The organism is Micromonospora sp. WMMA1998, assembly GCF_027497375.1.
Classification (GTDB): domain Bacteria; phylum Actinomycetota; class Actinomycetes; order Mycobacteriales; family Micromonosporaceae; genus Micromonospora; species Micromonospora sediminicola.
This window is the reverse complement of record NZ_CP114911.1, coordinates 3,014,893-3,040,432: the sequence shown is the minus strand read 5'-3', so window position 1 is coordinate 3,040,432 and position 25,540 is coordinate 3,014,893. Positions and strand designations below refer to the sequence as shown.

The following is a 25,540-nucleotide window of genomic DNA, read 5'->3' as shown; positions in this document are numbered from 1 at the left end:
AGGACACAACTTCGGGGGCGGCGAACCGCCGCCCCCGAAAGAGGTTGTGCCCGGCCGGTGAACCACCGGAGCTGGTCGGGCCGCCGGCGCCGCCGGCGATCGGAAATGTGCCCGTCAGAACCGATCGGCAAACTGTGAGTCGAGCCACTCGCGCAGCCGGCCCACCCACTCGCCGTCGGTGGTCGGCCAGTCGAACTGGCCGGTCATCGCCACGACGCCGAGCACCACGGCGGCGATGCCGACCGCCACGCCGATCAGCGCGTCGGTCTTCCCGGCCACGTGCCGGCGCCGGGTGGCGATCAGCCCCAGGACGGCCAGCACCGCGCCGACCGCGCCCAGCCCGATGCCGTAACCGGCCAGCGTGCCGGAGAGCACGAACAGCGCGCCGACCACGGAGACGATCAGGCCGAGCGTGGCGAGGAGACTGGCCCGCGGCTTCTTCGTCAGCGCCGGGTCGGGCTCGCGGTCGGGACGGCCGTCGCCGTCGGTGTCCACCGGACGGTCGGGACGGCCGTCGCCGTCGGCGTCGACGGGGCGAGCCGTGTGGCCGGCCACGGTCGGGTCGACGGGGCGGTCGGCACGCCCGTCGCCGTCCAGGTCGACGGTGCGCTCCTCGGCCGGGTGCGGGTCGACCGGCGTCGCGGTCGGGCCCGACGGGCGTCGGGTCACCGCGCGCGCCGCGGCGGCCCGCTGCGCCGCCCGCCGCTCCGGCTCGCCGGTCCGCTCCGCGACCTCGACCCGGTCGGCGTCCGTGACCCGGTCGGCCTCGGCGGCCCGCTCCGCCTCGGTGGCGGTCGCGCCGCTGCGGTACGTGGTTTGCGTGGCGTCCCGGTCGGTCACCACCGGCCGGTCGGCCGGCGCGTCCGCGGCGGTGTTCCCGTCGCGGGCGTCCACCACCCCGTCGCCGTTCACATCGGTATTCGACGCCGGAGGGTTCCGGCGGGACAGGATCTTCACGATGGCACCTCCTGATCCAGGCGCGGAGGCCGCGCATGACAGGTAAGAGGTACCCAGGCGCGCGGAAATCGACACCCGTCGCCCGCTCCGCGCGCCCCGGGTCACCCGCGGCAGTCCGGCGCGATGGTGCCGGGCGCCGCGCCGGTCGCCACGAGCAGGCCGAACGTCGTCGAGCCACCCGGCGCCAGCGTGCCGTTCCACGGCGCGTTGCGGACCGTGACGTCCTGACCGGCCGTCTCCGCGACCCCGCCCCAGACCGACTGGACGCGTTCGTCACCGGACCACCGCCAGGAGGTGAGCCAGCCCGACATCGGCGCGGTCCCGTTGTTGCGCACGGTGACCGTGGCGACGAAGCCGCCGCCCCAGCTGCTGTCGATCGTGGCCGTCGCGGCGCAGAACGACAGCGTCCACGCCGGCCCGCCGATCACGTACGGATCCCGGACGCCCTTGGTGTCGCCGAACCGGAACCAGTAGGCGGTGCCCGGCGTCAACCCGCCGACGGTCACCGACCCGGAACGGTCCGGGCCCGTGACGGCCTCGGCCACCGGATCGCGCCACTGCGTGGCGTCCTCCCGGCTGGCGAAGAGGCTGACGACCAGCGGGGGGTCGTAGCCGCAGGGTGGGCTGAGCACCATCCAGTAGGTGATGGTGAGACTGCTGGTGGTGGCCCCGGTGACCTGCCCGCTGACCGGCAGCGCGGGCGGGCAGGTCAGCGTCGGGGCGGGCGTGGGCGTCGCCGCCGTGGGGGCGGGTGAGCGGAGGGCGCCGGCCGGAGCGGCCGGGCCGGTCAGGGCGAGTGCGGCGGCCAGGGCCGCGCCGAACGTACGAACCATGGGGTTCTCCTGGGACTGCGGGCGCCGGGCCGGGCCGGCGCCGGACGGGAGACGGTCACGGCCCCGCCGCGCGACCTCCTCGGCGCGGCCCTGCGCCGTGGCGCGACCAGCGGGACGGCGTGGGGGAGAAGCTGCCCGGCGCCGGGTGGGCCCACCACCCCGCGCGTCCCTCCCCGGATCGAGCGGCTCGCACCGGCTCCCGGGCGCGAACGCGACCAGTCTGACATTCGACGGGCGTCGATTCAATGACGTCCCGTGGCGGGGCCCGACCCGGCTGGCTAACCTTGGCGGTCGTGCCAGAGGGACACACCATCCACCGCCTCGCCACCCGGCACGCCGAGCTGTTCGCCGGCGACAAGGTGCACGCCGACAGCCCGCAGGGGCGCTTCGCCGAGGGTGCCGCCCGCCTCAGCGGCACCGTCCTCGACGGCACCGAGGCGTACGGCAAGCACCTGCTGCACCACTACGCCGGCGAGCTGACGCTGCACGTGCACCTCGGGCTGTACGGGAAGTTCGCCGACGGGGCGGGGGAGCCACCGCCGCCGGTCGGGCAGGTGCGGCTGCGGCTGCGCAGCGACCGGCACTGGCTGGAACTGCGCGGACCCACCGCCTGCGAGCTGCTCACCCCGCCCGAGGTGGCGGCGCTGCGCGGGCGGCTCGGCCCCGATCCGCTGCGCGCCGACGCCGACCCGGACCGGGCGTACGCGCGGATCCGGCGCAGCCCCACCCCGCTGGCCGCGCTGCTGCTGGACCAGTCCGTGGTGGCCGGCACCGGCCTGATCTTCGTGACCGAGGCGCTGTTCCGCGCCGGGCTGCCTCCGCTGCTGCCCGGCCGGGACCTGACGCCGGCCGGGTGGGCGGACCTCTGGGTGGACCTGGTGACCCTGATGACCCGCGCGGTCGAGCGGGGCCGGATCGACACCGTGCGCGACGCGCACCTGCCGGAGGCGACGGGCCGGGCGCCCCGGGTCGACCGGCACGGTGGCGAGGTCTACGTCTACCGCCGTCCCGGCGCGCCCTGCCACGTCTGCGGCGCCGAGGTGCGCCGGGGCACGCTGGCGGGTCGCAACCTCTACTGGTGCCCCACCTGCCAGGCGGGCTGAGTCACCCGTCGTCCAGCAGCCAGCGGACCGTCTCGACCTGGCCGGGGAAGACCTGGTCGCCGCCGATGCTCCAGGCCAGCGTCTGGCCGACCGCCCACCCGCGCACCCGCTCCCGGTCCAGGCCCAGCTCGGCGCTGAGCCGGTCGAGCCGGTGCCGCACCAGCGCCGGGGAGTGACCCAGCTCGGCGCCGCGCACCAGCGGCACCACCGCGAACTCCCGCTCGCCGACCAGCGGCTTCGGGTCGATGACCAGCCACGGCTCACGACCGGCGGCCAGCACGTTGCCGGCGTGCAGGTCCTGGTTGACCAGCACCTGCTCACCCTGGTCCGGCGCCAGCTCGGCCAACAGCCCGAGCGCGGCGTCCAGCAGTCGTCGCTCGTACGGGCGGTTGGCCCGCCGCCAGTTCCCCGGCATCCGCTCCGCCCAGCCGGCCGCCTCCTCGGCGAGCGAGGTGAACGGCGGCCCGGCCGGCACCCCGAGCCGGGGCAGCAGGCCGACCGCGACGTCGAGCGCGGCGTCGACGGGCAGCGCGTGCAGCGGGGTGCCCGGGTCGCACCGCTCGACCAGCAGCGCCCGGTGCCGGGCGTCGTGGGCGAGCAGCCTGATCGCACCGTGCCCGGCCCAGTGTGCCAGCGCGGTGGCCTCGTGGACGCTGTCGTCGTCCGGGTACTGGAGCTTCAGCACCGCCCGCGTCCCGTCCGGCAGTTCGGCCGGCAGGGCCAGCGACGCGAACGCGTACGCGAACGGCGGGCCGAGCGTCAGCTCCCACCGTGCGACGCAGTCCGCCAGCCGACCCGGCAGCTCCGACAGCCAGGCCCGACCGACCTCGGTCCGTTCGACCCAGCGCAGCCCGTCCGGGATCTCCCACCGCATCCGGCCATCCTGATCGTGTCCGCCGTCGCGGACAACCCGGGCGACCGCCGTGCCGCCTGGAACATCGAATGTGGGCAGCTCGACCTGCCCGACGGTCAGATCCGGACGGGGCGGTGGCCCACCTACCGGCCGGTGCCGGCCAGGGCGTCGACGGCCTTGCGGGCGGCGATCAGCACCGGGTCCCAGACCGGGGCGTACGGCGGGGCGTAGCCCAGGTCGAGCGCGGTCATCTCGTCCACCGTCATGCCGTTCCAGAGCGCCACGGCGAGCGCGTCGATCCGCTTGGCCGCCTCGGAGCGGCCGACGATCTGCGCCCCGAGCAGCCGTCCGCTGGGTCGCTCGGCGATCAGCTTCACGGTCATCTTCTGCGCGCCCGGGTAGTAGCCGGCCCGGTTCGTCGACTCGGCCAGCACGGTGACGAACTCGAAGCCGGCCTTGGTCGCGTCCTGCTCGCGCAGCCCGGTGCGCCCGACCTCCAGGTCGCACACCTTCGTCACGGCGGTGCCGATCACGCCGGGGAAGGTGGCGTATCCGCCGCCGATGTTGATCCCGACCACCCGGCCCTGCTTGTTGGCGTGGGTGCCGAGGGGGACGTGCACCGGCATGCCGCTGACCCGGTGCAGGCTCTCCACGCAGTCGCCGGCCGCCCAGACGCCGGGCACGCCGGGCACCCGCATCCGGCGGTCCACCCGGATCCCGCCGGACGGACCGAGCGGCAGGCCGGCGGCCTCGGCGAGCGCGGTGTTCGGGCGTACGCCCAGACCCAGCACCACGACGTCGGCCGGGATCGGTCCCTCGGTGGTGACCACCGCGGCGATCCGCCCGTCCCGCTCCTGCAGGCCGGTGACCGCCAGCCCGGTGCGGATGCCGATGCCGGTGCCCCGCATCGCCTCGGCCACCAGCTCGCCCATGTCCGGGTCGACCGTCGACATCGGCTGCGGGGCCTGCTCGACCAGCTGCACGGAGAGCCCGCGCTGCACCAGCGCCTCGGCCATCTCCACGCCGACGTAGCCGCCGCCGACCACCACCGCGTGCCGGGGCCGGGGCTCGCGTTCGAGCCAGTCGAGCAGCGCGGCGCCGTCGTCGAGCGTCTGCACGCCGAACACCCCGGCCACGTCGTCGCGCGCCCACTCCGGCTGCACTGGTCGGGCGCCGGTGGCGTATACCAGGGTGTCGAAACCGACGCGGACCTCGCGGTCGCCGTCCAGGTCGCGCGCGACCACCTCGCGACGGTCGAGGTCGATGGCGGTGACCTCGTGCCGCATCCGGACGTCGATGTCGAAGTCGTCGCGGAAGGCCTCCGGGGCGCGGGCCACGAGCTGGTCGCGTTCCGGCACCAGGCCGCTGATCCAGTAGGGGATGCCGCAGGCCGAGTAGGACGTGAAGTGACCCCGCTCGAAGGCGACGATCTCCAGGTCCGTGCGGTCACGACGGCGGCGCGCCTGGGAGGCCGCCGACATGCCGGCGGCGTCCCCGCCGACGACGATCATCCGCTCCGCCACGCCGCTCATCCTGTCACGCCGGGCCCCGGCCGGCGGGCAGCTCAGCCACGGGTCTGCCGGGCCACGTCCGCGACCACGTCGACCAACCGGCCGGTACGCGCGAACACCGCCCGCTGCCGCGCCGCGCCGCTGCCGTGCCGGCGCAGCCCGCCGAGCAGGTCGGTCACCCGGTCGAGGTCGCCGTGCCGCTCCAGTTCCGGGCGGAGCCGGTCGACCAGCCGGTCCAGCAGCTCCCAGGCGGGGCGCAGCTCGCCGTCGGTGAGGTCGACGCCCTCGCCCTCCAGCCCGTCGTGGGCGGCCCGCCAGTGCGCCGCGACCAGCAGGTGGTGGTCGGTGTTGACCGCCGGGCGGCCGGCCGCGATGTCGGTCAGCGCGGTCGCCACGAGCCCTCGGACCAGCGCCGCGACCAGCACCGCGTCGTCCACGGAGGGGCAGACGTCGCCGATCCTGATCTCCACGGTCGGGTACTTCGCCGAGAGCCGGGCATACCAGTAGAGCATCCCCTCGTCCAGCATCACGCCGCTGGCGATGAGCTGGCGGATCAGGCGCTCGTAGTGCTCGTGCGACTCCAGGAAGGGGGTGGGCGCCACCGACGGCCAGCGTTCCCACTCGACCGAGCGCCAGCTCGCGTAGCCGGTGTCCTCGCCCCGGGAGAACGGGGAGTTGGCGGTTACCGCGTGCAGGATCGGCAGCCAGGGGCGGACGTGGTTGAGCACGTGGACACCGGTGTCCGGGTCCGGGATGCCGACGTGCACGTGCATGCCGTTGTTGCCGGGGCCGGGCACCAGCAGCCGGAACCGTTCGATCATCCGGTCGAAGCGGGGCTTGTCCACCACCGGCGGCACCGGGCCGTCGACCGGACCGGTGCCGATGGCGAGCAGGCGTACGCCGGCCCGCTCGGCGGCGTCGGCCAGCTCGGTGCGGAGCATCCCCAGCGAGTGCCGGATCGAGGACAGCTCCAGCCCGGGCGGGCTGCCGATCTCGATCTGGCTGGTCTGGAACTCGCGCTCCACCTGGCCCCGCAGCTCGGCCGGCACCTGCTCCATCACCAGGTCGACGGCGGGTACGGCGGCGCCGGTGTGCGGGTCGGCGAGCAGGAACTCCTCCTCGACACCGACCGTCAGCAGGTCCGTTCCGCCCGGCGCGGCGTTCCGTTCCCGCTCCGCCACTGAGCCGCTCATCGTCACCACCGCTTTCTCCCGACCCGCCACGGCACCGTGCCGCGTGGTCGAGGCCCTGTTACCCACCGTGTCGTCGCCCGGAAACGCCCCGGGCGGCGTGTCGGCCCTGGTTCCCCCGTTCGAGCCCCCGTGATCCCTCCAGGTCCGGGAGGTGGCGGTGTCGGGCCGGCTCTGGTGGAGGACCCCGCACCAGTTCGGGGAGGTGGGGGGATCAGGCGGGCTTCGACACGGCCACCTCGCCGTAGTGGCGGGTGCGGGCTGCGCGGGTCGGGCGGGAGGGGATTGCGCCAGCTCGGCGAGGTGGTGCGAACGGGCACTTCGGACGTGACACGGGAGGCTACGGTGGTGTTCGTGGCGGGGATGCTGGGGGTGCTGACGGGGCTCTGGGCCTATGGCCTCGCCCTGTCCGCGGACCGGCCGGTCGGGCTGCTCGCCGGTGCGGCGGTCGCCGCCGCGCTGTTGCTGGCCACCCTGCTCGCGCTGCGGGTGCGTGCGCTGCCCGCGCCGCCCGGCACGCGCTACGCCGCCGCCCTGCGGGCCCGCGCCCGCCGCCGCGGAGTGCCTCGGCAGGTCGACCCGGACGCGCCGGGCCGTCCGCGTCCGCGCGCACCCGGGCTCCGCCCCTCGGCCGCGTAGCCGGACCCGACGAGCACGTCACCGACGCCGGTCACCCCGCCGAGCAGCCGCCCGCACGAGGCGCCGCCCGGACGGGTGGCGCCGCCGCAGGGGCAGCCACTCGCGTGACGTCCGCCCGCTCCTCCGTCTCGGCTTTCGCGGCCGATTCCGTCGTCATCCGTCCCGCCGCGGCACGTCGCCGCCCCGGGACACCCGGAATCGCCACCGAGGGGTCTTCCCATGCTCGCCTTCGCACCGTTGCACTCCGCGGCCTCGGCCGCCGCGGTCGTCGTCACCTGGCTCGCCGACACGCTCACTCCGCTCGCCGGCGGCGCCGCGACGGCCGCCGCCATCGTCCTGTTCACTGCCGGGATCCGGCTGCTGATCTCACCGCTCACCGTGGCCCAGGTCCGTGGGGAGCGGCGCCGCGCGGTGCTCGCGCCCGAGGTCCGCGATCTCCAGCGCCGGTACGCCGACGACCCCACCCGCCTGCAGAGCGAGCTGTTCGCGCTCTACCGGCGGGCCGGCGCCAGCCCGGTCGCCGGTTGCCTGCCGGCGCTGTTGCAGGCGCCGTTCTTCCTGGTCATGTACCGCCTCTTCGCCACCGGTGACGGCGCGCCGGAGCTGCTGGGGGAGCGGTTGGCCGGCGTACCGCTGGGGTGGCACCTCGGCGACGGGCTGGCCGGGCCGGTGCCGGTCGTGTTCGGGGTGCTGCTGGCGGTCCTGCTGGCGTTGGCCTGGTGGTCCTCCCGGCGGGCGCGTCGGGCGGCCGCCGCCACCGGCACGGTGGCCGGCGCCCCGGCCGAGGGTCCCGGCGCGGCGGTGCTCGGCCGGCTGGTGCCGCTGCTGCCGTTCGGGACCGTGCTGGTGGCGCTGGTGGTGCCGCTCGCGGCCGTGCTCTACCTGGTCACCACCACCGCGTGGACCGCGGTGGAGCAGGTGGTGCTGCGCCGCCCGGTTCCGGAACCCATCGACAAGCGTTGACAAATGCGGGGACGGGCGCGTAGAAATCGCTCTCAGAGAGCGCTCTCCGCCCCGTCCCCGCAGAGAGGCACCCCGACATGGACCCGATCCCGGCGGCCCCGGCCGCCCCCACCACCGTGCCCCGGCCACGCCGCCGGCTCGCCCTGGCCGCCGCCGTGCTCGCCGCCACCACCGCGCTCGCCGGCGTCTCGATGACCGCGCAGGCGGCCGTGCCCGCCCCGCCCTCCGGGTGGAGCCTGGTCTGGAGCGACGACTTCACCGGCGCCGCCAACACGCTGCCCTCGTCCGCCAACTGGATCGTCGACACCGGCACCAGCTATCCGGGCGGGCCGGCCAACTGGGGCACCGGCGAGATCCAGACCTACACCTCCAGCACCGCCAACCTGGCCCACGACGGCTCGGGCAACCTGCGCATCACGCCGCTGCGGGACGCCGCCGGCCGCTGGACCTCGGCCCGGATCGAGACGGTACGGGCCAACTTCAAGCCGCCGTCCGGCGGCGTGCTGGCCCTGGAGGGCCGGATCCAGATGCCCAACGTCACCGGCGCGGCGGCGGCCGGCTACTGGCCGGCGTTCTGGGCGCTCGGTTTCCCCTACCGGGGCAACTACCAGAACTGGCCGGGCATCGGCGAGTTCGACGTGATGGAGAACGTCAACGGGATCAACTCGGTCTGGGGCGTGCTGCACTGCGGGATCGCGCCCGGCGGCCCGTGCGGCGAGTTCAACGGCATCGGCGCGTCCCGGGCCTGCCCCGGCAGCACCTGCCAGTCGGCGTTCCACACCTACCGGTTCGAGTGGGACGCCTCGGTGAGCCCGCAGCAACTGCGCTGGTACGTCGACGGCCAGCTCTTCCACACCGTCGGGCAGAACCAGGTCGGCGAGCCCTACTGGGGGCAGATGACCAACCACGCCGGCTACTTCCTGCTGCTCAACGTGGCCATGGGCGGCGGCTTCCCGGACGGGGTGGCCGGCTCGGCCACACCGACCGCGGCCACCGTGTCCGGCCGGTCCATGCTCGTCGACTACGTGGCGGTCTACACCCGCGGCGGCGGGGGCAACCCGTCGCCCACCCCGACCACACCGCCGCCCGGCGGGGTGCGGGACGCCTACGCCACCATCCAGGCCGAGTCGTTCAACGCGCAGAACGGCGTGCAGGTGGAGACGTGCGCCGAGGGCGGCCAGGACATCGGCTGGCTGGCCAACGGTGACTGGGCCCGCTACGACAACGTCGACTTCGGCTCGACCCCACCGCGCGACTTCGTGGCCCGGGTCGCGTCCGGCGCGGCGGCCGGGGTGAGCGGACTGGTCGAGGTCCGGGTGGACAGCCCGACCGCGCCGCCGATCGGCAGCTTCGCGGTCGGCAACACCGGTGGCTGGCAGAGTTGGCGCTCGGTGCCCGGCAACGTGGGCGCGGTGACCGGGCGGCACACGGTCTACCTGACGTTCAGCAGCGGCCAGCCGTCCGACTTCGTCAACGTCAACTGGTTCACGTTCCGCCGCTGAGGCGGGCGGTCAGCGCCCGGCGGTCACCGACTGCCGCCGGGCGCGCCGCCGGCGTACCTTCTTCACCGCCCAGCTGACGATCATGACGCCGAACACGGCGAAGATCGCGTAGTTGAACCACTGGCTGTACCGGTCGACGTCCTTCCACCGCGACCCGAGAGTGAAGCCGGCGCCGACGATCAACGCGTTCCACACCCCGCTGCCCAGCGTGGTGAGAAGGACGAACTCGCCCAACGGCATGCGGTTGGCGCCGGCCGGGATCGAGACCAGGCTGCGGACCACCGGCACCACCCGGCCGATCAGCACCGCCCAGCGGCCGTGTCGCTCGAACCACCGGTCGGCCTTCTCCAGGTCCTCCAGGTCGACCAGCGGGATGTGGTCCAGCCACCGCTTCAGGCGGTCCTCGCCGAGCGCCGCGCCGAGCCAGTAGAGCACCAGCGCGCCGAGCAGCGAACCGACCGTCGCGGCGAACACGATCAGCAGGACGTTGAACCGGCCCTCGGCGGAGAGATAGCCGGCCATCGCCAGCACGATCTCGCTCGGGATCGGCGGGATGATGCTCTCCAACGCCACCAGCAGGGCCACGCCGACCGCGCCGAACGAGTCGATCACGCTGGCCACCCAGCCGGTCAGCCCGGTGAACTGGTTCGGGTCGACGTCTTGGGCCAGGGCCATGGTGGTCCTTCCACAGGGTTGCCGGAGATCCGGGGGTAGTACCCGGCCCGGCCCCACCCACACCTGTGGCTCAGCTCTCCGGATGCAGCCCCGAGTCCGCCGGCCCCCGCCGCCACCCGGTGAAGCGGACCACCAGGCCGCCGCGGCTGGGGGAACAGCAGTACGGCCCGGCCGACGCCTCGGCAGCCGGGTCGAGCGGCGCGACCCGGACCAGTCGCCACGGCTCCTCGTCCACCCGGGCGCGCACGGTCAGCGCGTCCCCGGCCCGGCTCACCCGCACCGTCACGTCCCGCCCCGACCAGTCCGGCACCGGCGCCACCGACCAGTCGGAGAACTCGTCCGTCACCACCGCGCCGACCTGCGGGGCGCCGTCGCTCACCTCGACGCCGGCCTTGGTCCACCGCCGCTCGTCCACCCGGACCAGCACGCCGGCCTGGTCGAACTGCGCGCCGTAGTCCAGCCGGAAGGAGACCTCGACGGCGCTGTCCACCGGGAACGGCGCGAGCAGCGCCGAGCCGTCGTCGTGCACGAAGCCGTAGCTGGTGCGCCGCCAGAAGTCGCTGCCGCCACGCGGCTCCACCAACAGGCCACCGTCGGCCGGCTCGGCGCGCTCCGGCGGGTTCAGCCAGACACCGGCGGACCAGTCCGAGCCATCCTCGCTCATGGGGGCACCGTACCGGGTTTGCCGGATCGGCCGTTCGGAGAAGTAGTTGACGCATGGGTGACAGGTGGTATCAGGAGGCGGTCGTCTACTGCCTCGACGTGGACACGTACGCGGACTCCGACGGCGACGGGGTGGGTGACTTCCAGGGCCTGATCGGGCGACTGGACTACCTGGCCAGGCTGGGAGTGACCTGCCTCTGGCTGAACCCGATCCACCCCTCGCCGAACAAGGACGACGGGTACGACGCGACCGACTTCTACAACGTCGATCCGCGCCTCGGCACCCTGGGTGACTTCGCCGAGCTGCTGCACCAGGCGCAGAACCGCGGCATCCGGGTGATCATCGACCTGGTGGTCAACCACACCTCGGACCAGCACCCCTGGTTCCAGTCCGCCCGGTCCTCGCCGGACTCGCCCTACCGCGACTGGTACGTCTGGGCCGACCACGAGCCGGACGACCGGCACCAGGGCATGGTGTTCCCGGGCGAGCAGCACGAGACGTGGAGCTACGACCGCACCGCCAAGGCCTGGTACTACCACCGCTTCTACAAGTTCCAGCCGGACCTCAACATCGAGAACCCGAAGGTCCGCGCGGAGATCAAGAAGATCACCTCGTTCTGGCTCCAGCTCGGCGTCTCCGGCTTCCGGATGGACGCCGTGCCGTTCATCATCGAGCGGACCGAGCCGGGCAACCCGAACTCGCCCAAGGACTTCGACTTCCTCACCGACCTGCGCCAGCACGTGCAGTGGCGCCGGGGTGACGCGGCCCTGCTGGCCGAGGCGAACGTCGAGCCGGACCAGCTGCCGGTCTACTTCGGCGACGGCAGCGGCTCGGGCAACCGGATCCACATGCTCTTCGACTTCATGCTCAACGGCCGGCTGATGCTCGCCCTCGCCCGGGAGGACCCGGAGGCGATCATCGACGCGCTGCGCGACACCCCGAAGCTGCCCACCGGCGGCCAGTGGGCGACGTTCCTGCGCAACCACGACGAGATCGACCTGTCCCGCCTCACCGCCGACCAGCGCAAGGACGTGCTGGCCAGGTTCGGGCCGGACGAGAACATGCAGCTCTACGGCCGGGGCATCCGCCGCCGCCTCGCCCCGATGCTCGGCAACGACCGTCGGCACATCGAACTGGCGTACGCGCTCCAGTTCTCGCTGCGCGGCACGCCGGTGCTGCGCTACGGCGAGGAGATCGGGATGGGGGAGGACCTGGCGCTGGACGGCCGGGACGCGATCCGCACCCCGATGCAGTGGTCGTACAAGGAGAACGCCGGCTTCTCCACCGCCGAGCCGGAGAAGCTGGTCCGCCCGGTGATCGACAAGGGGGACTTCGGCTACCAGCAGGTCAACGTCACCGCCCAGCGCAAGGACCCGCGTTCGCTGCTGGGCTGGTTCGAGCGGATGATCCGCACGCTGCGGGAGGCGCCGGAGATCGGCTCCGGCAGCACCACCCACATCGACGTGCCGATGCCGCCCGGCGTGCTCGCGCACCGCGCCGACGGGCGTACCGGGACGATGGTCTTCCTGCACAACCTCGGCACCGAGGACGTGGAGGTCGACCTGAGCACGCTGGCCCCGGAGGCGGACCTGCCGATCGACGTGCTGACCGACCGCAACTACGAGGACGTCGGCAAGCTCGACCGGCTCAAGCTCGCCGGCCACGGCTACCGCTGGATCCGGCTCTGTCGGGGCCAGGGCCTCTGACGACGGCGGCGTGCGCGGGTTAGGCTCCTTCGATCGACCCCAAGTTACCGGGAGGTAATCATGTCGGAGGAGCCCCGCGTCGCCATCGTGACCGGAGCCGCGCGCGGCATCGGCGCGGCCACCGCCCGCCGGCTGGCGGCCGACGGCATGGCCGTCGCCGTGGTCGACATCGACGAGTCCGCCACCAAGGAGACCGTGGACGCCATCGGCTCGGCCGGTGGCCGGGCTCTCGGCGTCGGCGCCGACGTCTCCGACCGGGCCCAGGTCGAGGCCGCCGTGGAACGGATCGCCGCCGAACTGGGCGCCCCGACCGTGCTCGTCAACAACGCCGGCGTGCTCCGGGACAACCTGCTGTTCAAGATGACCGACGCCGACTGGGACACGGTCATGGGCGTGCACCTGCGCGGCGCCTTCCTGTTCAGCCAGGCCGCGCAGAAGCACATGGTCGAGCGCAAGTGGGGCCGGATCGTCAACCTCTCCAGCACCTCGGCGCTGGGCAACCGAGGGCAGGCGAACTACTCGGCCGCCAAGGCCGGCCTCCAGGGCTTCACCAAGACGCTGGCGATTGAGCTGGGCCCGTTCGGGGTGACCGTCAACGCGGTCGCGCCGGGCTTCATCGTCACCGACATGACCGCGGCGACGGCGGCGCGGATGAAGGTCGACTTCGAGGCGCTCCAGCAGCACGCCGCCGCCGAGATCCCGGTACGCCGTCCCGGCCGTCCGGAGGACGTCGCGCACACCATCTCGTTCCTGGCCAGCGAGGGCGCGTCGTTCGTCTCCGGCCAGGTCATCTACGTCGCCGGCGGCCCGAAGGACTGACCGCTCTCCGGCGCGGCCCCGCTCACGCGGGGTCGCGCCGGGTGCGCCAGAGCCAGAACAGGCCGAGCGCCGGCAGCACCAGCGGGATGTAGCCGTAGCCGCTGCCGAAGTCCGACCACACCGTCTCGTCCGGGAACAGCTCGGGGTCGGCGATGCTCAGCACGCCGACCGCGAGGACCCCGACCAGCTCGACCGAGCAGCAGGCCAACGCCACCCGGCGGCCGGCGTGCCCGGCGCGGGCCAGCCCGACCGCCGCCACGATGTAGATCAGCGCGGCCAGCGCGGAGAGCAGGTACGCCACCGGCGCCTCGTCGAACTTCGTGGCGATCTGCAGCCCGGCCCGCGAGGTCGCGGCGATGGCGAACAGGATGTAGACCGCGATCAACAGCCGGCCCGGCCCCCGGTTGGTGGCGCGTTCCGGCGTCCGGGTCTCAGCCACCGACGACCTCCCAGGTCTGCTGCAGCCGGACCACGACGACCGGCGTCACCAGGCAGATCGCGCAGACGATCGCGGAGCCCCACCGGGTCGGCTCCATCCGGGCCAGCACCCAGGCCAGCGGCGGCAGGCAGACCAGCGTCACCAGATAGCCGAAGAACGCACCCGGTTCGCCCGGCCGGTCGCCCCCGCCGAGCGCGACGAGCGCCACCACGGTGAGCGCGAGCAGCGCCACCTCCAGCACGGCCAGGCCGACGAACTGGATCCGGTCCGGCGGCTGCCGGCGCACGGCGGCCACCAGGGCCCAGACCGCGACCACCAGCGAGAGCACGATCGGGATCGTGGCGAGGATCCCGTCCACCGGCGAGGCGGAGGCCGCGGCGCTGGTCATCGACGCTGTGTCGTTCACCGGCCCAGTCTACTAATCCGTGTAGTAGCGGCTCTCCCGCCGGGTCGGGGCGCGCCGGACGGGTCGGGCGACTAGCGTGGATCACGGCCCCGGGCGTACGCCGGCGGCCGACGACGACGGCAGGGGGTCGGGGTGCGGTTCGGGTTGTTCGGCACCGGTCACTGGGCGGCGGAGACGCACGCCTCGGCCATCGACGCGCATCCGCGGGCGCGACTGGCCGGCGTGTGGGGGCGGAACCCGGCGAAGGCGGAGGAGCTGGCCACCCGGCACGGCGTGCCGGCCTTCACCGAGGTCGACGCGTTGCTCGACGCGTGCGACGCGGTCGCCGTGGCGCTCCCGCCCGACGTGCAGGCCGACATCGCCGTCCGGGCCGCCACCGCCGGGCGGCACCTGCTGCTGGACAAGCCGCTCGCGCTCGGCCTGGCCGACGCCGACCGCGTGGTCGCCGCCGCCCAGGGGGCCGGGGTGGCCTCGGTGGTCTTCTTCACCCAGCGCTTCCACCCGAACGTCACCGGCTTCCTCGCCTCGACCGCCGCCGCCGGCGGCTGGCAGCACGCGCGGGCCACCATGTTCGCCTCGATCTACCAGCCCGGGAACCCGTACGGCGACTCGCAGTGGCGGCGGGACCGGGGTGCGCTCTGGGACATCGGCCCGCACGCGCTGTCGCTGATCCTGCCGGTGCTCGGCCGGGTCACCCGGGTCGCCGCGATGGACGGGCCGAGTGGTCTGGTGCACCTCCTGCTCACCCACGACGGCGGCGCGACCAGCTCGCTCTCGCTCACCCTGGACGCGCCGGCCGAGGCGGTCGCCCGGGACTTCGTGTTCTTCGGCGAGAACGGCACCGAGAGCGTCCCGCCCGGCGACGGCAGCGTGCTCCAGGCGTTCGGCACCGCGCTGGACCAGCTGCTGGAGGAGGTCGACGCGGGCACCCGGGACCACCGCTGCGACGTGCGCTTCGGCCGCGAGGTGGTGGCGGTGCTCGACGCGGCGGAGACCGCCCGGGCCCAGGGCCGCACGGTCGAGCTGTAGAAATCCCGTCGCGGGTGCGACGGCCCGCCGCTAGCCTGGCCGGCATGTTCACGCATGCCCTGATCGATGTGGCCGCCGCGCCGGCCGCGCGCGGGCTCCTCCTGGTCGCCCGCCCGCGGGTCCGGCGCCCGGCCCTGGCCGGCCGGGACGCCCACCGCCGCGCCTGACCCGACCACCGGCCGCCGAGCCTCCCCGGCTCGGCCCCTGCCGGTCCGCCACCTCCCGGAGGTGGTGTCCTCGGGTCGGGCCCCGCCATCTCCCCGAGGTGGCGGCATCCGGCCTCCACCAACCACGCCACCTCGCCGAGGTGGCGGCGTCTGGCGCGGTGGTCCGGCCGGTCCGCGTCCCGACCGACTCTCCAGGGCCGTCCGAGTCCCGATCCGCTCGGACCGCCCGACCGATCCACGCCGGCTCGACCTAAGCCGTCGGCCTCCGGCATGCCCCGCGGGGCCCGCCGGCTCCGGTGTGGACACCCGCGCAGCGGTCCGTACCCGTCGCCGTCCGGCGACAGACAGGACGAACCCGTGGCGCCCCGCCGACCCACCGCACGCGACCGGTCCCGTCGCGTACTGTCCCAGAACTTCCTCGCCGACCCGGCCGCCGTCGCGCGGCTGGTCCGGGCGGTCCGGCCCGGACCGGACGACCTGCTGCTGGAGGTGGGCGCCGGGCGTGGACAGCTGACCCGGCCCCTCGCCGCGCGCTGCGGCCGGCTGGTCGCCTACGAGGTCGACCCGACCGTGCTGCCGGAACTGGCGGCGACCTGCGCGCCGCTGCCGCACGTCGAGATCCGGGCGGCCGACTTCCTGGCCGCGTCCCCGCCCGACGAACCGTTCTCGGTGGTCGGCAACATCCCCTGGTCGCTGACCGCGGCGGTGGTCCGGTGGTGTCTCGCCGCGCCCGGACTGCGCGCCGCGACGCTGCTCACCCAGCTCGACTACGCCCGCAAGCGCGCCGGTGACCACGGCCGGTGGAGCCGGCTGACGGTGTCCACCTGGCCGGAGCACCACTGGCGGCTGGTCGGGCGGGTGCGTCGGGACGCGTTCCGGCCGGTGCCGGCCGTGGACGGTGGCATCCTGCGGCTGGAGCGCCGCACCGTGCCGCTGCTCGCGCCGGACGCGCTGCCCGCGTACCGACGGATGGTGGAGCTGGGGTTCGGCGGCGTCGGCGGCTCGCTCGCGGCGTCGCTGCGCACCGCTCATCCCGGCCGTCGGGTGGACGGCGCGCTGCGCGCCGCCCGGGTCGCCCCGGACGCCCCGGTCGGGCTGGTCTGGCCCGAGCAGTGGCTGGTGCTGTTCCGGCTGCTGCACGCGAGTGACAGCGGCCGGAGCGGGAAACGGCGGCCATCCGGGACGGCCCCGGCTCCGAATGCCTACCGTGCTGGCAGACGGAGCGGACGGAAGGCGGGACCGGATGACCCACGGCGACAGCGCCGGTGACGTGCCGGGGCGGTCGAGGCTGCACGCGCTGTCCCCGGCCGCCCCGGACCCGGGGGTCGAGGCCGACGACCTGTTGCGGGCGGTGGCGCGCGGCGACGAGGCCGCGTTCGAACGGCTCTACGGCATCGTCTCGCCCCGGGTCTACGGCCTGGCCCGGCGGGTGCTGCGGGATCCGGCCCAGGCCGAGGAGGTGGCCCAGGAGGTGCTGGTGGAGGTGTGGCGCACCGCCGCGCGCTTCGACCCGGCCCGGGGCTCGGCGACCGCCTGGGTCTTCACCATCGCCCACCGCCGCGCGGTGGACCGGGTCCGGTCGGAACAGGCGGGCGCCGAACGCGCCCGTCGGGTCGCCGCCGGTTCCCGGGAGACGCCGTACGACGAGGTGGCCGAGGAGGCGGCGGCGCGGCTGGAGCGGCAGCAGGTGCGGCGCTGCCTGGACGTGCTGACCGAGGTGCAGCGCGAGGCGATCACGCTGGCCTACTACGGCGGACACAGCTACCGCGAGGTGGCCGGCCTGCTGGACGCCGCGCTGCCGACCGTCAAGACCCGCATGCGGGACGGGCTGATCCGTCTGCGCGACTGCCTGGGAGTGGAGCTGAGCCGATGACCGACATCCACGCGCTCGCCGGGGCGTACGTGCTCGACGCGGTGGACGACGTCGAGCGGGCCGCGTTCACCCGGCACCTGGACCACTGCGAGAGCTGCGCCCGGGAACTGGCCGAACTGCGCGAGACGGTCGCGCGGCTGGCCGACCCGACCTGGTCGGTGCCGCCGCCCGCGTTGCGCGCGGCGGTGCTCGCGGAGATCCGGCGCACCCCGCAGGAGCGGCCCGGCCGGGCGGGTCGCGCCGAGTCACCCCGAGCCGGGACCTGGCGGCGCCGGGTGGCTGTCGCGGCCGCCGCCGTGGTGCTGGCCGGCGGTGCGGGCGCGGCCACCTGGGTGGCCCAGGAGCAGCGGGTACGCGACGCGCGCACCGAGGCCGGCGCGGCCCGGGACGAGGTGGGCCGGATCCGGGCGGTGCTGGCCGCCCCGGACGCGGTCGTCCGCGGTGCCACCGCGCCGGCCGGTGGCCGGGTGACAGTGGTCGCGTCGGCGAGCCGGGACGAGGGGGTGGCGCTGCTGGAAGGACTGGCCGCGCCGGGGCCGGGGCGGGCCTACCAGCTCTGGCTGATCGAGGGCGGCACCGCCACCTCGGCCGGGGTGCTGCCGTCCGGGCAGGGTGCCGGCACCCGGCTGCTGGTGGGCGTACGCGGCAAGGGGTCCTTCGGGGTGACCGAGGAGCCGGCGGGCGGGTCGACGCGGCCGAGCACGACGCCGCTGGTGGCGGTCGCGCTCACCTGATCTTTTCCCGGGCCGGACCCATCCGCGCGGCGATCCGCGCCGAATCCCTTCCAGACCGACAGTTCACCACTTGAAGGGATTCACCCGATGCGCCCTGTGAAGCTCACCGCCGTCGCCCTCGCCGCCACGCTCAGCCTAGGACTCGCCGCCTGCGGCGGGGACGGCGAGGACAACGGCGCCGCCGCGCCGGCCGCCAGCGCCCCGATGAGTTCCGCGCCGGCCAGCAGCGCCCCGGCGATGGCCGACGGTCAGTTCGGACCCGGCTGTGCCGCGGTGCCGACCGACGCGTCGAACCCCGGCAGCTTCGCGGCCATGGCCAAGGTGCCGGTGGCGACCGCGGCGTCCGGCAACCCGGTGCTGAGCACGCTGGTCACCGCCGTCAAGCAGGCCGGACTGGTCGACTCGCTGAACAGCGCCCCCGGGGTGACGGTCTTCGCGCCGAGCAACGACGCCTTCGGCAAGCTGCCCAAGGCCGATCTGGACAAGGTCCTCGCCGACAAGAAGATGCTCACCGACGTGCTGACCTACCACGTGGTGGAGGGGCGACTCACCCCGGACCAGCTCGCCGGCACGCACAAGACCCTCCAGGGCGGCGAGGTGACGGTTGCCGGCAGCGGTACCGAGTTCACCGTGAACGGTTCCTCGACGGTCGTCTGCGGCAACGTGCAGACCGCCAACGCCACCGTCTACATCGTCGACTCCGTGCTGATGCCGAAGTCCTGACCCGGACCGGCCGGTGAGGGGAGGAACCGATGATCCGCCGTATCCCGGCGGCCGCCGGGACGGGGCTGCTCGCGGCGGCCGCCGGGGTGGCGGTCGCGGAACTGCTCGCCACCGCCGTCCGGCCACCGGCGGCACCCCTGGTCGCGGTCGGCGGCGCCGTCGTGGACGGCGCGCCGACCCCGGTCAAGGAGTGGGCGGTACGCACCTTCGGCACCTACGACAAGCCGCTGCTCCTGGGCGGGATCGCGGTGGCGGTGCTCGTGCTGGCCGCGCTGACCGGCGTCGCCGCCCGCCGTCGCCCGGCGCTGGGCCTGCTCGGTCCGGCGGTGCTCGGGGTCGCCGGCGCCGCCGCCGCCCTGAGCCGCCCCGACGCCCGCCCGGCCGACGCCCTGCCGGCCCTGGCCGGCGCCGCCGTGGCCGCCGCCCTCCTGCGCTGGCTGCCGCTGCCCGGCCGGTCCACCGCTCCGGACGCCGCCCCCGACCCGGTGGGGGTGGGCCGGGCGGCGTCCGGGGCCGACGCGGCCGGTCCGGGCGCAGCCGGTTCGGCCCCGGGCGGTGCGGGCGCAGCACGTTCGGACCCGACCGGTTTCGGCGCGGCCCGTTCCCGCCGTCCGGCGGCGACGCGGCGGGCGGTGCTGCGCAACGCCGCGCTGGTGGCGGTCGGGACCGCCCTGGCCGGGGCCGGCACGGTCGCGCTGCGCCGGCTGAACCTGGCCGACGCCACCCGCGCCCGGGACGCCGTCCGGCTGCCCGCCCCGGCCTCGCCGGCCCGTCCGCTGCCCGCCGGGGTGGGGCCCGGGTTCCGCACCCCGACCGCTGACTTCTACCGGGTGGACACCGCGCTGACCGTGCCGCGGCTGGACGTGGACGCCTGGCGGCTGCGGCTGCACGGGATGGTGGAGCGGCCGGTCGAGCTGACCTTCGCCGACCTGCTCGACCGAGGGCTGATCGAACGCGACGTCACGCTGAGCTGTGTGTCCAACGAGGTCGGTGGCCCGTACGTGGGGACCACTCGGTGGCTCGGCGCGCCGCTGGCCCCGCTGCTGCGCGCCGCCGGCATCCGGGCCGGCGCCGACCAGCTGGTGGCCCGCTCCGACGAGGGGATGACCATCGGCACGCCGATCGCCACCCTCCTCGACGGACGGGACGCCATGCTCGCGGTGGGCATGGACGGCGCCCCGCTGCCGTTCACGCACGGCTTCCCGGTCCGGATGCTCACCCCCGGCCTGTACGGCTACGCCGGGGCGTGCAAATGGGTCACCGAGCTGGAGGTGACCACCTTCGACGCGTTCGACGCGTACTGGGTGCGGCGGGGGTGGGCCCGGGAGGCGCCGGTGAAGACGGCGTCGCGGATCGACCGGCCCGCGCCGTTCGCCCGACTTCCCGCCGGTCCGGTGACCGTGGCCGGAGTGGCGTGGGCCCAGCACCGGGGCATCGCGGCGGTGGAGGTCTCGGTGGACGACGGCCCGTGGCGGACGGCGGAGCTGCTACCCACCGCCTCCGCCGACACCTGGGTCCAGTGGCGGTTCGCCTGGTCCGCCCCGGCCGGCCCGCACCGCCTGCGGGTACGCGCCACCGACGGCACCGGCGCGCCGCAGCCCGAGGACCGCCGCCCACCGTTCCCCGACGGCGCGACCGGCCACCACACCGTCGCGGTCACGGTGGGGTGAGCGGCGGGGCCTCGCTCAACGGGTCACGACGACGAGCGCCTCGCCCAGCTCCGCCGGGGTGCCGAACTCCTCGGCCGGCAGCGTCCGCAGCGTCTGGAGCGTCTCGGTGCTGGCACCGTTCTCCTGGGCCCACCGGACCAGGTCCTCCCGGGAGACCGGGTAGTCGAGCCCGGCCAGGAACTCCTGCAACTGCGCGCCGCTGACGGTCATGCCGCGCGGCTACCCGCTGGGCGGGGCGGCATGCCCCGCGGCGCCGGTTTGTCCCGACCGGTCCCGGGTAGCCGCGGGCATGCTGGTACAGCGGCTCGGCGCGCCGAGCGACTTCGACCCGTTGCTGGAACGCGTCCGGGACGCCCGCATCGTCATGATCGGCGAGGCGACGCACGGCACCTACGACTACTACCGGCTGCGGGAGCAGGTGACCCGGCGCCTCATCGCCGAGCAGGGGTTCGACTTCGTGGCGGTGGAGGGGGACTGGCCGGACTGCGACCGGGTGCACCGGTCCGTGGTGGGTGCGCCGGGCGGACCGGCCGACCCGCTGGTCGCGCTGGAACGGTTCGAACGCTGGCCCACCTGGATGTGGGCGAACGCCGAGGTGGCCCGCTTCTGCCGCTGGCTGCGCGCCTGGAACCTGGAGCGGTCGGAGGGGGAGCGGGCGGGATTCCACGGCCTCGACGTCTACTCCCTCTGGGAGTCGATGCAGGCCATCTTCGACTACCTGGGCGAGGAGGACCCGGCGTCGCTGGAGGCGGCCCAGGAGGCGTACCGCTGCTTCGAGCCGTACGGCAAGCGGGTCGAGGAGTACGGGATGGCCAGCCGGTTCGTCTCCGCCCGGTGCGAGGAGGAGGTGGTCCGGCTGCTCGCGCGTACCCGGGAACAGGCCGCCGCGGACGGCCCGGACCGCTTCTCGGCCTGGCAGAACGCGGAGGTGGTGGCCGGCGCGGAGCGCTACTACCGGGCCATGGTCGGCGGCGGGCCGGAGTCGTGGAACGTCCGGGACATCCACATGGCGGACACGCTGGACCGGCTGCTCGACCGCTACGGGCCGGACGCGCGCGGCATCGTCTGGGCCCACAACACGCACGTCGGGGACGCCCGGGCCACCGAGATGGCGGCGGACGGCATGGTCAACATCGGCCAGCTCGCCCGGGAACGGCACGGCCGGGACGCGGTGGCGCTGATCGGCTTCGGCAGCTACCGGGGCACCGTGGTCGCCGCCCCGCGCTGGGGCTCGCCGGCCGAGACGATGGTGGTGCCGCCGGCCCGCGAGGGGTCGGTCGAGCACCGGCTGCACGAGCTGATGCCGGACCGGGCGGTGCTGGTCTTCGGCGGGGAGGACCAGCCGGAGTGGGTGACCGGCGAGGCCGACCACCGGGCCATCGGTGTGGTGTACGACCCGAGCTTCGAGTCCTGGGGCAACTACGTGCCGACCCGGCTCGGTGAGCGGTACGACGCGTTCGTCTGGTGCGACGAGTCGACCGCGCTGCACCCGCTGCCGGCGCTGGTGACGCCCGGCGAGATGGAGACGTACCCGGCCGGTGTGTGAGGCGGGGCGTTAAGAGGGGCCCCCTGTTATGCGCCAGGCGTTAACAGGGGGCCCCTCCTTTCACCTCACCTCACCTCACCTCACCTCGGCGGGCTCGCGCTCGGCGAGGTGGGCGCGCAGGCCCTCGCCCTCGACGTCCACGTTGGGCAGGATCCGGTTCAGCCAGCGCGGCAGCCACCAGGCGGCGTTGTTCAGCAGCGACATCACCGCCGGAACGATGGTCATCCGGACCACGAACGCGTCGATGGCGACGCCGATCGCGAGCGCGAAGCCCATCGACTTGATGATCGGGTCCTCCAGGAAGACGAAGCCGCCGAACACCGAGATCATGATGAGCGCGGCGGCGGTGACCACCCGGGCGCCGTGCCCCATCCCGTTGATGGTGGCCTGGCGCGCGGTGTCGCCGTGCACGTAGTCCTCGCGCATCCGCGAGACCAGGAAGACCTCGTAGTCCATGGCCAGGCCGAACAGGATGCCGATGAGCAGGATCGGCAGGAAGCTGACCAGCGGGGCCGGGGTGTCCAGACCGACCAGGTCGGCCAGGTGGCCCTGCTGGAACACCGCGACCGTGATGCCGAACGTGGCCGCCACGGTGAGCAGGAAGCCCAGCGCCGCCTTCACCGGCACCAGGATCGACCGGAACACCAGCATCAGCAGCAGCACGGACAGGCCCACCACCAGCAGCAGATAGACCGGCAGCGCGTCGGAGAGCTTCTCCGACACGTCGATGCCGATCGCGGTCACGCCGGTGAGCAGCACCTCCGCGTTCTGGATGCCGCCGACCTGCTCGCGGATGTCGTGCACCACCGTCTCGGTCGCCTCGTCGGTCGGCCCGGTCTTCGGGATCACGCCCAGCAGCGCGGTACGGCCGGACGGGTCGAGCTGCGGCGGGGCCACCGCCAGCACCCCGTCGGTCTTCTGGATCAGCGCGGTGACCTGCGGCACCGCCGCCTGGGTGGCCTGCGGGGAGTCGGCCGTCACGACGACCGCGAGCCGGCCGGTGAAGCCGGGGCCGAAGCCCTCCTGGATCAGGTCGTTGCTGACCCGGGCCGGGGTGCCCTCGGCGGCGGCGGACGCGTCCGGCAGGGCCAGGCGCATGTCCTGGGCGGGGATCGCGAGCAGCCCGAGGCCGAGCAGGCCGACCAGGATCACCGGGACGCGGAACCGGGTCACCCAGTGCGCCCAGCGGAACCCGAAACCGGAACGGTCCTCCGAGCCGGTGCCCGGGTCCGCGACCGCCTCCCGGTTGCGCAGCTTGCGCGGCAGCGCCTTGCGGCCGGCGAAGCCGAGCAGCGCCGGGGCCAGGGTGATCGCCACCAGCACGGCCACGGTGACGGTGCCGGCGGCGGCCAGGCCCATCACGGTGAGGAACGGGATGCCCACCACGGCCAGGCCGGCCAGGGCCACCACGACGGTCGCGCCGGCGAAGACCACGGCGGAGCCGGCGGTGCCGACCGCCCGGCCGACGGCCTCCTCGGGGGAGAGCCCGTCGAGCAGGTTCTGCCGGTGCCGGGAGGTGATGAAGAGCGAGTAGTCGATGCCCACCGCGAGGCCGAGCATCAACGCCAGGATCGGAGCGGTGCTGGTCAGCTCGACCGCGCCGCTGAGCGCGAACAGGCCGGCCATGCCGACGCCGACGCCGATCAGCGCGTTCAGCATGGTCATCCCGGCCGCGACCAGCGAGCCGAACGTGATGATCAGGACGATCGCCGCGACCAGCACGCCGATGGCCTCGGTCGAGCCGACCTCCGGCTCGGCGTTGAGCACCTCGCCGCCGGGGGCGACCTGCCAGCCCTGCGCCTCGGCCTGTGCGCCGACCTTCTCGTACGCGTCGCGTTGCTCGGTCGTGACGTCGTCCGCCCGGCCGGCGAACTGCACCTGGATCAGCGCGTACCGGCCGTCGGGTGTGAGCGCCCGGGCCTGGTACGGGTCGACCACGCCGACCACGCCGGGCAGCGTGGCCGCCTCCTGGGTGAGCTGTCCGACCACCGCCTGGCCGGCCGGGGTGGTGAGCGCGCCGTCCTGGGGCGCCTTGACCGCGATGGTGCCGGTCGCGCCGCTCGCCGCCGGGAAGCGGTCGGCGAGCAGGTCGATCGCCTTCTGCGACTCGGTGCCCGGCATGGTGAAGTTGCTCGCCGTCGGGCCCTTCAGCGTGGCCGCGGCCAGGCCGAGACCGACGAGTACGACGAGCCAGACGACGGCGACGAGTCGCCGTCGGCGTAGGGATGCCCGGCCGAGCCGGTACAGCAGGGTCGCCATGGACCTTCCTTCGTCCTCGGGTTGGACAGTGCGATCAGGTGGTGGGTTCGAGCGCGCGGTGTGCCACGGCGAGCAGCGCGGGTCGCAGCTCCTCGTCGGGGATGTCCAGGAACTCCCCGCAGGTCTCGGCGATGCCGGCGAGGACGACCAGCGCGGCGACGCGGGCCGCCGGCCGGTCGGAGAAGCCGGCGAAGGCGGCGACCAGCCGTTCGGAGATCTGCTGGATGTGCGCGAACGCCGGCTGCTGCAGCAGGTCCGGGAACTCGCCCCGGAGCAGCGCGATCTCCCGGCGGAAGCGGACCGCCAGGTCGACGAAGCCCTCCGCGGCGACCCGCTGGGCGTCCGCCCCGGTGCGTCCGGCGAGGCGGGTGTCGAGTTCCTCCAGCATCGCGATGGCCGGGGCCATCAGCTCGCAGAGCAGGGCGTCCTTGCTGGCGAAGTGGTAGAGCACGGTGGCCTTGGAGCAGCCCACCTCGCGGGCGATGTCCTGCAACGAGGTGCCCTTGTAGCCGGTGACGGCGAACCGACGGGCCGCCGCGGTGAGCAGCTCGTCATGGGTGGCCGGGGTCGCGCGTGCCATGTCCTCCAGCATGCCTGACCGATCGGTCAGCACCTGACCGATCGGTCAGACGGAAGACGTGGTCTTCGCCACAGCGCCGCGTCGCCGCAGCTCAGGTGGCCGGCGCTCCGGTCCAGTCGGCGAGCCAGTCGCCCGACCAGGTGAGCGCGCCCGACCGCAGGTCGGCCACCAGGCCGCGGACCCAGTCCAGTTCGGTGCGGAGCAGGGCGAGCTGGTACTCGTCCTCGACCAGGAAGAGTCGGGGCAGGTCAAACGCGTCCAGCGCCGCCTCGCGTTCGCGCAGCCGCGCCTCGATCGCGTCGGCCCGCTGGTCGAGCCGCCGGGCCGCCTCCTCCGGCGGCAGGATGGGCAGGAAGGACAGTGCGGCGGGGAACTCGGGGAACTCGCGCGCGGGGGTGGCGAGCGCCTCGGTGAGCCAGGCGTCGAGGGCACGGCGACCGGCCGGGGTGAGCGCGTAGACGGTGCGTTCCGGTCGGCCCTGGGCGCGCGTCGTCTCCGCGACCTGGATCAGCTCGTCCCGGCGCAGCCGCTCGATGGCCTGGTAGATGCTGTTGCGCTGCGCGACGTTGACCACGTCCTGCTTCTCCCGCTCCCGGACGAGCTGCTGCATCCGGTACGCGTGCATCGGCTCCTCGACCAGGAGGGCCAGCACCATCATCGCCAGCGGCGAGCGACGAGCCGTCATGTGCCCACCCTAGG

The 25,540-nt window shown here is 74.5% G+C and carries 26 protein-coding genes and 1 pseudogene; 14 read left to right on the top strand and 13 right to left on the bottom strand.

All coding sequences use genetic code 11. The annotated features are described in order from the left end of the window. Window positions 1–114: 114 nt before the first annotated feature. Window positions 115–912, bottom strand: coding sequence for a DMT family transporter (locus O7600_RS13515; protein WP_281593909.1), 798 nt, complete (start codon window positions 910–912; stop codon window positions 115–117). Between the two features lie 146 nt (window positions 913–1,058). Beyond that, window positions 1,059–1,790: a cellulose binding domain-containing protein gene (locus tag O7600_RS13510; protein ID WP_281593908.1), complete on the bottom strand. Its 732-nt coding sequence runs from the start codon at window positions 1,788–1,790 to the stop codon at window positions 1,059–1,061. A 293-nt stretch (window positions 1,791–2,083) separates the two neighbouring features. Here O7600_RS13510 and O7600_RS13505 point away from each other — a divergent pair, with 293 nt between their 5' ends. Further along, window positions 2,084–2,893 carry a DNA-formamidopyrimidine glycosylase family protein gene (locus O7600_RS13505; protein ID WP_281593907.1) on the top strand — a complete coding sequence of 270 codons (810 nt, stop codon included), beginning with the start codon at window positions 2,084–2,086 and terminating at the stop codon, window positions 2,891–2,893. A 1-nt stretch (window position 2,894) separates the two neighbouring features. On the opposite strand, the gene O7600_RS13500 is transcribed toward O7600_RS13505, so the two are convergent. The 3 genes from O7600_RS13500 to O7600_RS13490 form a co-directional block, all read right to left on the bottom strand. Continuing rightward, the gene (locus tag O7600_RS13500) at window positions 2,895–3,767 is read right to left on the bottom strand and encodes an aminoglycoside phosphotransferase family protein (protein ID WP_281593906.1); all 873 of its coding nucleotides are present in this window, start codon (window positions 3,765–3,767) and stop codon (window positions 2,895–2,897) included. A 122-nt stretch (window positions 3,768–3,889) separates the two neighbouring features. Then, window positions 3,890–5,269 carry an FAD-dependent oxidoreductase gene (locus tag O7600_RS13495; RefSeq protein ID WP_281594148.1) on the bottom strand — a complete coding sequence of 460 codons (1,380 nt, stop codon included), beginning with the start codon at window positions 5,267–5,269 and terminating at the stop codon, window positions 3,890–3,892. A gap of 41 nt (window positions 5,270–5,310) precedes the next feature. After that, window positions 5,311–6,459 (bottom strand): glutamate--cysteine ligase, encoded by a 1,149-nt coding sequence (locus O7600_RS13490; RefSeq protein ID WP_281593905.1) that lies wholly within the window; start codon window positions 6,457–6,459, stop codon window positions 5,311–5,313. 351 nt (window positions 6,460–6,810) lie between these two features. On the opposite strand from O7600_RS13490, the gene O7600_RS13485 reads away from it, so the two are divergent. The 3 genes from O7600_RS13485 to O7600_RS13475 all read left to right on the top strand — a co-directional run bounded on the left by O7600_RS13485 (window position 6,811) and on the right by O7600_RS13475 (window position 9,551). After that, window positions 6,811–7,086, top strand: coding sequence for a DUF6412 domain-containing protein (locus tag O7600_RS13485; RefSeq protein WP_281594147.1), 276 nt, complete (start codon window positions 6,811–6,813; stop codon window positions 7,084–7,086). Between the two features lie 219 nt (window positions 7,087–7,305). Then, on the top strand, window positions 7,306–8,049 hold the full coding sequence (yidC, locus tag O7600_RS13480; RefSeq protein WP_281593904.1) for a membrane protein insertase YidC: 744 nt from the start codon (window positions 7,306–7,308) through the stop codon (window positions 8,047–8,049). A gap of 77 nt (window positions 8,050–8,126) precedes the next feature. Beyond that, entirely contained in the window at window positions 8,127–9,551 is a 1,425-nt protein-coding gene (locus tag O7600_RS13475) for a carbohydrate-binding protein (protein ID WP_281593903.1), read from the top strand. Window positions 9,552–9,560: 9 nt separating this feature from the next. Here the strand turns inward: O7600_RS13475 and O7600_RS13470 are convergent, their stop codons facing one another. Further along, window positions 9,561–10,226 (bottom strand): DedA family protein, encoded by a 666-nt coding sequence (locus O7600_RS13470; protein WP_281593902.1) that lies wholly within the window; start codon window positions 10,224–10,226, stop codon window positions 9,561–9,563. Window positions 10,227–10,296: 70 nt separating this feature from the next. Beyond that, window positions 10,297–10,890 carry a DUF1349 domain-containing protein gene (locus O7600_RS13465; protein WP_281593901.1) on the bottom strand — a complete coding sequence of 198 codons (594 nt, stop codon included), beginning with the start codon at window positions 10,888–10,890 and terminating at the stop codon, window positions 10,297–10,299. 53 nt (window positions 10,891–10,943) lie between these two features. On the opposite strand from O7600_RS13465, the gene O7600_RS13460 reads away from it, so the two are divergent. Together O7600_RS13460 and fabG are read left to right on the top strand one after the other, a co-directional pair. Beyond that, complete coding sequence (locus tag O7600_RS13460; RefSeq protein WP_281593900.1) at window positions 10,944–12,596, top strand: alpha-amylase family protein; 1,653 nt, start codon at window positions 10,944–10,946, stop codon at window positions 12,594–12,596. Between the two features lie 60 nt (window positions 12,597–12,656). Next, window positions 12,657–13,415 (top strand): 3-oxoacyl-ACP reductase FabG, encoded by a 759-nt coding sequence (gene fabG, locus O7600_RS13455; protein WP_281593899.1) that lies wholly within the window; start codon window positions 12,657–12,659, stop codon window positions 13,413–13,415. Between the two features lie 22 nt (window positions 13,416–13,437). Here the strand turns inward: fabG and O7600_RS13450 are convergent, their stop codons facing one another. Beyond that, window positions 13,438–13,854 carry a hypothetical protein gene (locus O7600_RS13450; protein WP_281593898.1) on the bottom strand — a complete coding sequence of 139 codons (417 nt, stop codon included), beginning with the start codon at window positions 13,852–13,854 and terminating at the stop codon, window positions 13,438–13,440. Continuing rightward, entirely contained in the window at window positions 13,847–14,242 is a 396-nt protein-coding gene (locus O7600_RS13445; RefSeq protein ID WP_281594146.1) for a hypothetical protein, read from the bottom strand. The genes O7600_RS13450 and O7600_RS13445 overlap by 8 nt, the downstream gene beginning before the upstream one ends. 150 nt (window positions 14,243–14,392) lie before the next feature. On the opposite strand from O7600_RS13445, the gene O7600_RS13440 reads away from it, so the two are divergent. The 7 genes and pseudogenes from O7600_RS13440 (at window position 14,393) to O7600_RS13410 (ending at window position 20,456) form a co-directional block, all read left to right on the top strand. Continuing rightward, the gene (locus O7600_RS13440) at window positions 14,393–15,289 is read left to right on the top strand and encodes a Gfo/Idh/MocA family oxidoreductase (RefSeq protein WP_281593897.1); all 897 of its coding nucleotides are present in this window, start codon (window positions 14,393–14,395) and stop codon (window positions 15,287–15,289) included. A 44-nt stretch (window positions 15,290–15,333) separates the two neighbouring features. Further along, window positions 15,334–15,456 carry a hypothetical protein gene (locus O7600_RS13435; protein WP_281593896.1) on the top strand — a complete coding sequence of 41 codons (123 nt, stop codon included), beginning with the start codon at window positions 15,334–15,336 and terminating at the stop codon, window positions 15,454–15,456. A gap of 357 nt (window positions 15,457–15,813) precedes the next feature. Beyond that, window positions 15,814–16,599 (top strand): annotated as a pseudogene (erm, locus tag O7600_RS13430) (ErmE/ErmH/ErmO/ErmR family 23S rRNA (adenine(2058)-N(6))-methyltransferase); the annotation flags it as partial. Between the two features lie 100 nt (window positions 16,600–16,699). Beyond that, window positions 16,700–17,329 carry an ECF RNA polymerase sigma factor SigK gene (sigK, locus tag O7600_RS13425; RefSeq protein WP_281593895.1) on the top strand — a complete coding sequence of 210 codons (630 nt, stop codon included), beginning with the start codon at window positions 16,700–16,702 and terminating at the stop codon, window positions 17,327–17,329. Beyond that, window positions 17,326–18,063, top strand: a complete 738-nt coding sequence (locus O7600_RS13420) for an anti-sigma factor (protein WP_281593894.1) — start codon at window positions 17,326–17,328, stop codon at window positions 18,061–18,063. The genes sigK and O7600_RS13420 overlap by 4 nt, the downstream gene beginning before the upstream one ends. A gap of 87 nt (window positions 18,064–18,150) precedes the next feature. Further along, a complete protein-coding gene (locus tag O7600_RS13415; RefSeq protein WP_281593893.1) occupies window positions 18,151–18,786 on the top strand; it encodes a fasciclin domain-containing protein in 636 nt (211 codons plus the stop codon). A 29-nt stretch (window positions 18,787–18,815) separates the two neighbouring features. Then, entirely contained in the window at window positions 18,816–20,456 is a 1,641-nt protein-coding gene (locus O7600_RS13410) for a molybdopterin-dependent oxidoreductase (RefSeq protein WP_281593892.1), read from the top strand. A gap of 15 nt (window positions 20,457–20,471) precedes the next feature. Here O7600_RS13410 and O7600_RS13405 read toward each other — a convergent pair whose 3' ends face one another. Further along, the gene (locus O7600_RS13405) at window positions 20,472–20,666 is read right to left on the bottom strand and encodes a DUF2795 domain-containing protein (RefSeq protein WP_091571113.1); all 195 of its coding nucleotides are present in this window, start codon (window positions 20,664–20,666) and stop codon (window positions 20,472–20,474) included. A gap of 79 nt (window positions 20,667–20,745) precedes the next feature. On the opposite strand from O7600_RS13405, the gene O7600_RS13400 reads away from it, so the two are divergent. Then, window positions 20,746–22,002 (top strand): erythromycin esterase family protein, encoded by a 1,257-nt coding sequence (locus O7600_RS13400; RefSeq protein ID WP_281593891.1) that lies wholly within the window; start codon window positions 20,746–20,748, stop codon window positions 22,000–22,002. 75 nt (window positions 22,003–22,077) lie between these two features. On the opposite strand, the gene O7600_RS13395 is transcribed toward O7600_RS13400, so the two are convergent. The 3 genes from O7600_RS13395 to O7600_RS13385 form a co-directional block, all read right to left on the bottom strand. Continuing rightward, entirely contained in the window at window positions 22,078–24,261 is a 2,184-nt protein-coding gene (locus O7600_RS13395; protein ID WP_281593890.1) for an MMPL family transporter, read from the bottom strand. Between the two features lie 34 nt (window positions 24,262–24,295). Further along, window positions 24,296–24,841, bottom strand: coding sequence for a TetR/AcrR family transcriptional regulator (locus tag O7600_RS13390; RefSeq protein ID WP_281593889.1), 546 nt, complete (start codon window positions 24,839–24,841; stop codon window positions 24,296–24,298). 91 nt (window positions 24,842–24,932) lie between these two features. Beyond that, the gene (locus tag O7600_RS13385) at window positions 24,933–25,526 is read right to left on the bottom strand and encodes a PadR family transcriptional regulator (RefSeq protein WP_281593888.1); all 594 of its coding nucleotides are present in this window, start codon (window positions 25,524–25,526) and stop codon (window positions 24,933–24,935) included. Window positions 25,527–25,540: the final 14 nt, after the last annotated feature.

Excerpts from the sequence above, each read along its gene's own strand:
- yidC (WP_281593904.1), top strand. The coding sequence starts at position 7,306 with ATGCTCGCCTTCGCACCGTTGCACTCCGCGGCCTCGGCCGCCGCGGTC.
- O7600_RS13500 (WP_281593906.1), bottom strand. The coding sequence starts at position 3,767 with ATGCGGTGGGAGATCCCGGACGGGCTGCGCTGGGTCGAACGGACCGAG.
- O7600_RS13470 (WP_281593902.1), bottom strand. The coding sequence starts at position 10,226 with ATGGCCCTGGCCCAAGACGTCGACCCGAACCAGTTCACCGGGCTGACC.
- O7600_RS13420 (WP_281593894.1), top strand. The coding sequence starts at position 17,326 with ATGACCGACATCCACGCGCTCGCCGGGGCGTACGTGCTCGACGCGGTG.
- O7600_RS13400 (WP_281593891.1), top strand. The coding sequence starts at position 20,746 with ATGCTGGTACAGCGGCTCGGCGCGCCGAGCGACTTCGACCCGTTGCTG.
- fabG (WP_281593899.1), top strand. The coding sequence starts at position 12,657 with ATGTCGGAGGAGCCCCGCGTCGCCATCGTGACCGGAGCCGCGCGCGGC.
- O7600_RS13510 (WP_281593908.1), bottom strand. The coding sequence starts at position 1,790 with ATGGTTCGTACGTTCGGCGCGGCCCTGGCCGCCGCACTCGCCCTGACC.
- O7600_RS13405 (WP_091571113.1), bottom strand. The coding sequence starts at position 20,666 with ATGACCGTCAGCGGCGCGCAGTTGCAGGAGTTCCTGGCCGGGCTCGAC.
- O7600_RS13410 (WP_281593892.1), top strand. The coding sequence starts at position 18,816 with ATGATCCGCCGTATCCCGGCGGCCGCCGGGACGGGGCTGCTCGCGGCG.
- O7600_RS13465 (WP_281593901.1), bottom strand. The coding sequence starts at position 10,890 with ATGAGCGAGGATGGCTCGGACTGGTCCGCCGGTGTCTGGCTGAACCCG.
- O7600_RS13445 (WP_281594146.1), bottom strand. The coding sequence starts at position 14,242 with ATGACCAGCGCCGCGGCCTCCGCCTCGCCGGTGGACGGGATCCTCGCC.
- O7600_RS13485 (WP_281594147.1), top strand. The coding sequence starts at position 6,811 with ATGCTGGGGGTGCTGACGGGGCTCTGGGCCTATGGCCTCGCCCTGTCC.
- O7600_RS13460 (WP_281593900.1), top strand. The coding sequence starts at position 10,944 with ATGGGTGACAGGTGGTATCAGGAGGCGGTCGTCTACTGCCTCGACGTG.
- O7600_RS13415 (WP_281593893.1), top strand. The coding sequence starts at position 18,151 with ATGCGCCCTGTGAAGCTCACCGCCGTCGCCCTCGCCGCCACGCTCAGC.
- O7600_RS13435 (WP_281593896.1), top strand. The coding sequence starts at position 15,334 with ATGTTCACGCATGCCCTGATCGATGTGGCCGCCGCGCCGGCCGCGCGC.
- sigK (WP_281593895.1), top strand. The coding sequence starts at position 16,700 with ATGACCCACGGCGACAGCGCCGGTGACGTGCCGGGGCGGTCGAGGCTG.
- O7600_RS13390 (WP_281593889.1), bottom strand. The coding sequence starts at position 24,841 with ATGGCACGCGCGACCCCGGCCACCCATGACGAGCTGCTCACCGCGGCG.
- O7600_RS13385 (WP_281593888.1), bottom strand. The coding sequence starts at position 25,526 with ATGACGGCTCGTCGCTCGCCGCTGGCGATGATGGTGCTGGCCCTCCTG.
- O7600_RS13395 (WP_281593890.1), bottom strand. The coding sequence starts at position 24,261 with ATGGCGACCCTGCTGTACCGGCTCGGCCGGGCATCCCTACGCCGACGG.
- O7600_RS13475 (WP_281593903.1), top strand. The coding sequence starts at position 8,127 with ATGGACCCGATCCCGGCGGCCCCGGCCGCCCCCACCACCGTGCCCCGG.